4 protein-coding genes are annotated in these 7,378 nt (G+C 72.7%); 3 read left to right on the top strand and 1 reads right to left on the bottom strand.

What is annotated here, in order from left to right:
• Nucleotides 1–230: 230 nt before the first annotated feature.
• Nucleotides 231–1,316 (top strand): DUF418 domain-containing protein, encoded by a 1,086-nt coding sequence (locus tag LCD33_RS27935; protein WP_224968848.1) that lies wholly within the window; start codon nucleotides 231–233, stop codon nucleotides 1,314–1,316.
• A 281-nt stretch (nucleotides 1,317–1,597) separates the two neighbouring features.
• Here the strand turns inward: LCD33_RS27935 and LCD33_RS27930 are convergent, their stop codons facing one another.
• The gene (locus LCD33_RS27930; protein WP_224968846.1) at nucleotides 1,598–2,272 is read right to left on the bottom strand and encodes a TetR/AcrR family transcriptional regulator; all 675 of its coding nucleotides are present in this window, start codon (nucleotides 2,270–2,272) and stop codon (nucleotides 1,598–1,600) included.
• A 62-nt stretch (nucleotides 2,273–2,334) separates the two neighbouring features.
• On the opposite strand from LCD33_RS27930, the gene LCD33_RS27925 reads away from it, so the two are divergent.
• The gene (locus LCD33_RS27925) at nucleotides 2,335–3,198 is read left to right on the top strand and encodes a CPBP family intramembrane glutamic endopeptidase (RefSeq protein WP_224957908.1); all 864 of its coding nucleotides are present in this window, start codon (nucleotides 2,335–2,337) and stop codon (nucleotides 3,196–3,198) included.
• Nucleotides 3,199–3,988: 790 nt separating this feature from the next.
• Nucleotides 3,989–7,378 (top strand): hypothetical protein (locus LCD33_RS27920; protein ID WP_224978463.1); only part of this gene is annotated, 3,390 nt, incomplete at its 3' end.

Here is a 7,378-nt window from a genome sequence, read left to right as displayed (position 1 = left end):
CGGGGGGGGCCCCCCCCCGGCGGCCCCCCCCCCCCCCCCCCCCAGACGTGAACGGCCCACCCGCCCGACCGGAGCGGGCGAACGGGCCGTTCTCCCGGCCATACCCGAAAGTCGTAGGCGGGGTCGGCTCGGAAGACGATCACCGCGGTGCCGCGGATCCCTAACTTGGCTCGGGCCGGGCGGGACGACGCGCCCGGTTCCTGGAAACCGAGCCGCGAAGAAGTGATCCGATGCGAGACAGCGCCCCGCACCCCGGCGCCGACCCGTGGTCCGCCACCCGGCGGCTCACCCGACCGGACGCGCAGGACACAGTGCCCATCGCCGTCCAGGTGCCCGCCGTACCGGCCCGGGCGCCCGGCGGCTCCTCCGGGCAACGGGTGACGACGCTCGACGCGCTCCGCGGCTTCGCGCTGTTCGGCATCCTGCTGGTGAACATCCCGCACGTGCTGGGCATGCCGAGCGAGGTCGGCGGCGTCGAAGCGCCGGTGCGGCGCGCGCTGGACCTGTTCGTGCAGTACCGGTTCAACGTGATCTTCGCGCTGCTGTTCGGGATCGGCTTCGGCATCTTCCTGCAGCGCGCCGCCCGCAAGCACCCCCGGCCGCGGCTGCTGCTGGCGCGCCGGCTGGCCGTGCTGTTCCCGCTCGGCGGCCTGCACCAGCTGCTGCACCCCGGCGAGTACCTGCTGTTCTACGGCGTGCTCGGGGTCGCGCTGCTGCTGCCGCTGAGCTTCGCGCCGCGGTGGGCGGCCCTGCTGGTGGCGCTGGTGCTCCCGATCAGCCCGGTGCCCGGCGCGCTGGTGCTCGGCTACGCCCTCGCCCGCTACGAGATCCCGCAGACGCTGCACGCGCGGCGGAACCAGCTGGCGGTGGTGTTCGCGGTGTCGGCCGGGCTGTCGGTGCCCGCACTGCTCACCCAGCTCTACGGCCCGCGCGACCTCGGGTTCGCGCTGACCACCGTGGTCGCCGGGCTGTGCCTGGCCACCGCGTACAGCAGCGGGCTGGCGCTGCTGCTCCGGACCCGGGCCGGGCGGCCGATCTCGGCGGTGCTGGAACCGCTGGGGCGGATGGCGCTGACCAACTACGTGAGCGCGACGCTGCTGATGGTGAGCGCCGGACGGCTGATCGGGCTGGCGGACTCCAGCTCCTGGTGGACGATGCTCGGGTTCGCCGTCGCGGTCATCGCGGTGCAGGCGGTGTGGAGCAGGCTGTGGCTCGCGCACTTCCGCTACGGGCCGTTGGAGTGGGCGTGGCGCTGCCTGACCTGGTGGAACCTGCAACCTATTCGTCGTTCGCGGCCGTCCACTCCTGCTGCTTAGGGCTGGGGTGGCGGAACCTCAGCGGCTTCCTCGCTGCGGGATCGATTTCTCGAGTGGCTCCGCCACACGTGAAATCGCTGTCCTCGCGAGGAAGCCGCTGAGAACCCGCGGGTGGTCGGCTTGCTCTGGTGGTCGTCGGCTCAGCGGCTTCGCCGCTGACAGGAAACCGACAAGATCCGCCGGGCAGGCTCAAAGACGGGCGATCAGCGCCGGCGCGAGTTGCTCAGGTGGTCGTTGGTCTGTGGCTTCACCGCTGACGAGGAACGGCCGAGACCCGGCGATCAGTCCGCGGTCTCGGTGGTGTTCAGGCGAGTGCGGATGGCGTCGACCAGCAGGGTCAGCACGTCGTCGAAGGACGGGAGCCAGATGTCGAGCGTCTGCGGCGTGCCCACGGCCGCGGCGTAGTCCTCCGCGGGGGCGTTCGACAAGCCGCGCGCGACGACGGCGGTCGTGGCCGCGCCGAGGACCTGCTGGGAGATGGCGGTGGCGGCGATCATCCGGTCCTTCTCCGTGCCACCGGATTCGGTGAGCGCGGCGATGATCCGCCCGGCCAGCGCCATCGCGTTCGGCCCGATCAGCGGCCGCGTCCCCGCGAACCCGGCGGCCCACGGGTGCGCGGCGAACGCGTCGTAGTACTGCTTCGCGACGCGCAGCACGACCTCGTCCCAGGGCACGTCGTCGCCGGGGAGGTCGCCCGCGGGCCCGGCCAGCACGTGGTCCAGCGCCAGGTCGATGAGGTCTTCGCGGCGCTGCACGTACCAGTAGAGGCTCGTCGCGTGCACGTCCAGCTCCGCCGCGACCTTGCGCATGGTCAGCGCGCTCGCCCCGTCCCGGTCGAGCAGCGCGACGCTCGCGATGACGATGCGGTCCCGGCTCAGCGGTGATTCGGTGCGGCGCTTGCGCGGCGGGCGGTAGAAGACGCTGTCCACGTGCTGTTCAGGGGGTGTGTCGGACATAGATCCAGCATAGTTGAGACATACGTTGTATGAGAGTACTCCTACAGTGTATGGTTCTCCACATGATCACCGATGCGCCCACGCAGCAGCTCACCGACGACACCGCCGACCTGGCCCGCACCAGGACCCTCCCGGCCCGCGGCCTCGCCGCCTTCTTCCTCCTCGCATTCGGCATCTCCTGGGGCATCTGGTACGCGAGCAAGCTGTTCCCCGGCATGAACCCGATGCCCTTCGTGATCGTGGGCAGCTTCGGCCCGGCCACCGCCTCCGTGATCGTCACCGCGGCGACGCAGGGCAAGGCGGGCGTCGGCGCGATGTTCCGGCGGTACTCCCCGCGGGGGCGCGGCGGCGTCCTGCCCTACCTGCTCGCGCTGGTTCCCGGCCTGTTCATCATGGTGTCGGGGATGTTCCACCTGCTGCTGAGCGGCGGGGAGATCGACGACGCCGCGCTGCAGGCCGCACTGCTCAGCGCGCCCACCACGTTCCTGTTCATCGCGCTGGTCGGCGGCGGCAACGAAGAGCTCGGCTGGCGCGGCTACGCCCTCCCCCGGCTCCAGTCCGTGGTGTCGCCGTTCGCCTCCAACGTGATGCTCGGCATCATCTGGGCCGTGTGGCACGCCCCGCTGTGGGAGATCCAGGGCACCTCGCAGGCCGGCATGTCCATCCCGATCTACGTGATGCTCGTGGTCACCCTCTGCGTCGCCATGGGCAACGTCTGGAACTTCTCGCGAGGCAGCCTGCTCGCGGTGGTGATCGCCCACGCCGGCATCAACACCGCCTCCGGGCTCAAGGTCGCCGCCTTCGGTTCGGAGGGCGAGGTCGACGCGCTGATCTCGATGACCCTGCTGTGCCTGATCATGCTGGCCGTCACCAAGGGGCGCCTGGCCATGCCCCGCCGCAAGCAGACCGAGCTGCCGGAATCCTGATCGGCACGCTCCCCGCGCGGGACGAACCACGAACCCGACCACCGCCCAGCCAGCCGCAGGCGCCGCCGAACTCGGCGGTACCTGCGGCTAGCCCATTCGGGTACCACCGCTCTCAAGTCGATCCCATACCGCCATTCGGACGCATGTGCCCATGATCACAGCGAACCGCGCACCCACGGCCGCGGCGCTGGTCCGATCAGCCGAACACCTCCACCGGGCGACGGGGCCGGCGCAGTGGCACACCGCCGGGCGCCGATGCGCCGCCGCGAGCACCCCGATCGGGGCGGCGGCATTCGCGGAAACAGCACGTGAACGGTGCCGGCAATTGACAGCAGGACACCGCGCACCACCCGCGGGGCGCGACCTCGACGGCGCAACCGGTTCGACCGTTCGCAGTGCACCGAAGATGGTTTCGGCCGCCAGAACGGACGAACCCGCGTTCGTACGAACGGAATAATGCGCGAGCCGTGGCAACGATCCCGGAACGCCCTCGATTCGTGCACCTACAATGAGACTACTGGGTTCCGCAAGTCCCGGAAAGCACGCGCAGGATCCTCCTGAACTGGCTATTCCCGCCCCGGAGCCACAATTCCGCCGCACCCCTCCGCGCTGGTCGACCACCGGATCGGATGCGCCTCCGGTTAGGTAGCGTTGCCGCCGCCTCCATCGAATCGCAGCGTCCGGGGAATTGACCGGCGAGGCCGCGACCCATCTGCGCGGCTCCATTCGTCGTGCCCGATTCCTTTCGTCTCGCCCTTTCGGAAGTGGAGCGCGCCATCACTCGATCCACATGATTGGTGCAACAGCGTTGAGCGGGCGTTACGAGACCACGGAACTGCCGGACCAGCTCCAGAAGTTCTTCAAGATCACCCTGGGAATGGAGTGGCCGGAAGGCAACGAAGGCGGGCTCCAGGAACTGCACGACGCGCTGAGCAAGTACGCCGAACGGGCCGAGCTGACCCGGCAGCGGCTCCTCTCCGCCAGCAACGACGTCTCGGCCGCACTGGGCGGCGAGACCGCCGATTCCACCGTCGACTACCTCGGGAACACGCTGCCCGAATACCTGGAGCAGCAGGTCGCCGTCGCCTCCGACCTGGCGAGCAAGGCCAAGGACGCGGCCGCCGACATCCAGAAGAACAAGATCCTCTTCGTGGCGATGACCGCGATGACGCTGGCCACCGTCATCTCCCTGATCGCCTCGCTGTTCGGCGCCTTCATGGTGCCCGCCGTGCTCGCCGCCGCGCGGGTGGGCATCACCGCGCTGCTGCGCGAACTCATCAAGCAGATCGCGCAGAACATCGTCAAGCAGCTCGCGCGCGTCCCGCAGGCCATCAAGGCCGGTGGCTGGCAGGCCGGGGCGAAGGCCGCGGGCTCCCAGGCCTGGCAGCTCGGCAAATACCCCGCGGCGGGTGCCGCGATCGGCGCCGGCGTGATGGGCGGTCTGGACGCGAGCATCCAGGGCATCCAGAAGGCGGCCGGTTACCGCGACAACATCAACACCGAGTCCATCAAGGGCATGATGATCGGCGGCGCGATCGGCGGCGCCGCCTCCGGTGCCGCCGCCGGAGCGGTGCGCGGCATCGCGAAGAGCGTCGACGACGTCATCGCGGGCATGAACAAGAACATCGCCCAGGCCAACAAGCTCCGCGGCCCGAGCGACCAGCTGCCCGAGAAGACCCTCACCCGCGGGCAGATGGCGTTCGGGCGCTTCGCGGACGGCGCGGCGCAGATCGTCTCCGTCGCGGGCAGCAACCCGCTCGTCTACGTGGCCACCGGGGACAAGGGCGGTGTCGCCTCCGACGGCATGTTCGGGGCGTTCGCCCGCGGCGGCCTCGGCGGCGGCAAGAACACCGGCGGCGGCACCACCTCCCCAGGCACCGTCGACGGGCCCGGCACGCTGCAGATCCCCGGTCCCGAGGCGCTGCAGATCCCCGGTCCCGAGGCGCTGGAGATCCCCGGTCCGGCGGACACCGGACCGTCCGCTCAGGACGGCAAGGGCGGCGCGGAGCGGACCGGCGACGACGGGACGGGCACCGGGGACCGGAAGACCGGCGGCGTCGAGACGGCCGCGAACGGCCCGTCGTCGGGTGCGGACGTGAAGTCCGGCTCGGGCGTCGAGTCCGGCTCGGGCGAGAAGACCGGCGCGACCGCGGACTCCGGTGCGGGGGCCAAGACGGGCGCGGACCCGTACTCCGGTGCGGATGCGAAGACCGGTGCGGACGCGCGCTCCGACACGGGCGCGAAGACCGGTGCGGACGCGGATTCCGGTGCGAGGTCGGGTGCGGCGGCGCACGCCGGGGCGAACCCGGGCGCGGCGGCGAACTCCGCGGTGAACTCCGGTGCGACCACGAATTCCAGCGCCGGTGGGAACTCCGGCATCGGCGGGAACTCCGGCATCGGCGGGAACTCCGGCACGACGACGTCCGACGGCCCGGTGTCCGGCGGGTCCTCCGGACGCGGCTCGGACGCGAGCTCCGACGCGGGCACGTCCACCGGCGACCGCAAGGGCGGCGCGGCGGGCATCGGCGGCGCGGAACGCTCCGCGACGACGGACGTCGCCCCGCCGTCCTACGCGACGGTCCTGGCGGAGCCGCCGTCCTACGAAACGGTCCTGCACCAGGACGCGGCGGGCGCGGAGACCGGCGGCGGCTCGGCGATCGTCCAGGACGGCTCGTCCCGCACCGTCAGCACCGGCGGCACGGAGCTCGGCGCGCTCTTCGCGCAGCCCGGCGACTTCGGGACCGAGTCCCGGGGGCTCGGCGGCGACGCGACCACCGGCGGCTCTCGTTCCGGCGAGGCCCCGGTCGGCACCGAGCAGGGCGGGGCGGCGCGCTCCACCGAGGCGAGCGGTCCGGCGGTCGGCACCACCACGCAGGTCCAGCCCGCCGCCAACGGGAGCCACTCGACGGGCGCCGACTCCGGGGCCGGGCGCGCCGACGGCGCCGCCCGCGGCGGTGCCGCCACCAGCGGGGCGCGCGGCGCAGCGGACGGTGCACCCACCGCCACCGCGCAGCAGTCGACCACCCGGGCGTCCGGCGGCACGCCGCGCACCGAATCCACCGGGCTCGGCGACGCCCCGGCCCGCGGCGAGCAAGCCGCGAGCTCCGGCGGCGAGAACTCACCGAGCTTCGCGCAGACCGCGGAACCCGCCCGGAACACCGTGGACGACGGCCGCAGCACCGGCGCGGACCTCGACCCGGCCGCGGCCCGGCCGGACACCACCTCGCGGGAGGCGCAGGCCGTCGCGCAGGACGCTCTCCCGGCGCGCCCGGACGAGCAGGTATCCCGCACCACCGATCCGCAGCAGGACGGCAGGTCCGAGCCGAACCGCGCGGAGTCGGCCCTGCAGCGACCGTCCGATTCCCGCGCCGAATCCGCGGCGCGCCCCGAGGAGCAGGCACGCCCCGAGCCCGAATCGCGCACCGAGGCGCAGTCCCGTCCCGAGGACCAGGCACGCCCCGAGCTCGAATCGCGCGGGACCTCCCGGCCCGATGCCGAAGCGCAGTCCCGTCCGGAGTCCGAGACCCGCGCCGCGCCGGAGAACCGGGCGGCCCCCGAGGACCGAGCCGTCCCCGAAACTCGCGCGACTCCCGAAACCCGTGCCACACCGGACGACCAGGCGACTCCGGAAAGCCGCACCACACCGGAGAACCAGGCCACGCCGGAAACCCGCGCCACACCGGAAAACCCGGCCACTCCCGAGAACCAGGCGCCCGAGCACCGCGCCGCCCCGGATTCCGGCCCGGCCCGCGACGGCGACAGCACACCGGCCTCCCCGTTCGTGGCCCATCCCGCAGCTCCGGCGGCACGGCAGGCCGCGCCCGCGGCGTCCAGGCCCGACGCACCGGCCGCCCAGCCGGACGCGACCCGCCCGGACACCGGCGCTCGCCCCGGCGCCACCCGACCCGACAGCGCCACCCGACCCGACAGCGCCACCCGACCCGACAGCGCCACCAGGTCCGACAGCACCGCCAGGCCGGACACCGCCTCCCGCGCGGACGCCCCCGGCCGCCACGGCCGTCCGGATCCGAACGCCCGACCCGACACCGCCGCCAGGCTCGACAACACCGCGCGTCCGGACACCACATCGAGCAGGCCGAACACCGGAAACCGGAGCACGCAGGGCGAACCGGCACCCCAGCCGGACGCCCGCACCGCCCCTGCCCGCACCAGCGACGCC

Source organism: Saccharopolyspora sp. 7B (assembly GCF_020177435.1).
GTDB lineage: Bacteria > Actinomycetota > Actinomycetes > Mycobacteriales > Pseudonocardiaceae > Saccharopolyspora_C > Saccharopolyspora_C gregorii.
The sequence above is the reverse complement of the archived record's forward strand: the minus strand, read 5'-3'. Positions and strand labels throughout refer to the sequence as shown.

What these genes read in the sequence shown, in the direction of transcription:
- LCD33_RS27935 (WP_224968848.1), top strand. Translation starts at nt 231, where the DNA reads ATGCGAGACAGCGCCCCGCACCCCGGCGCCGACCCGTGGTCCGCCACC.
- LCD33_RS27925 (WP_224957908.1), top strand. Translation starts at nt 2,335, where the DNA reads ATGATCACCGATGCGCCCACGCAGCAGCTCACCGACGACACCGCCGAC.
- LCD33_RS27930 (WP_224968846.1), bottom strand. Translation starts at nt 2,272, where the DNA reads ATGTCCGACACACCCCCTGAACAGCACGTGGACAGCGTCTTCTACCGC.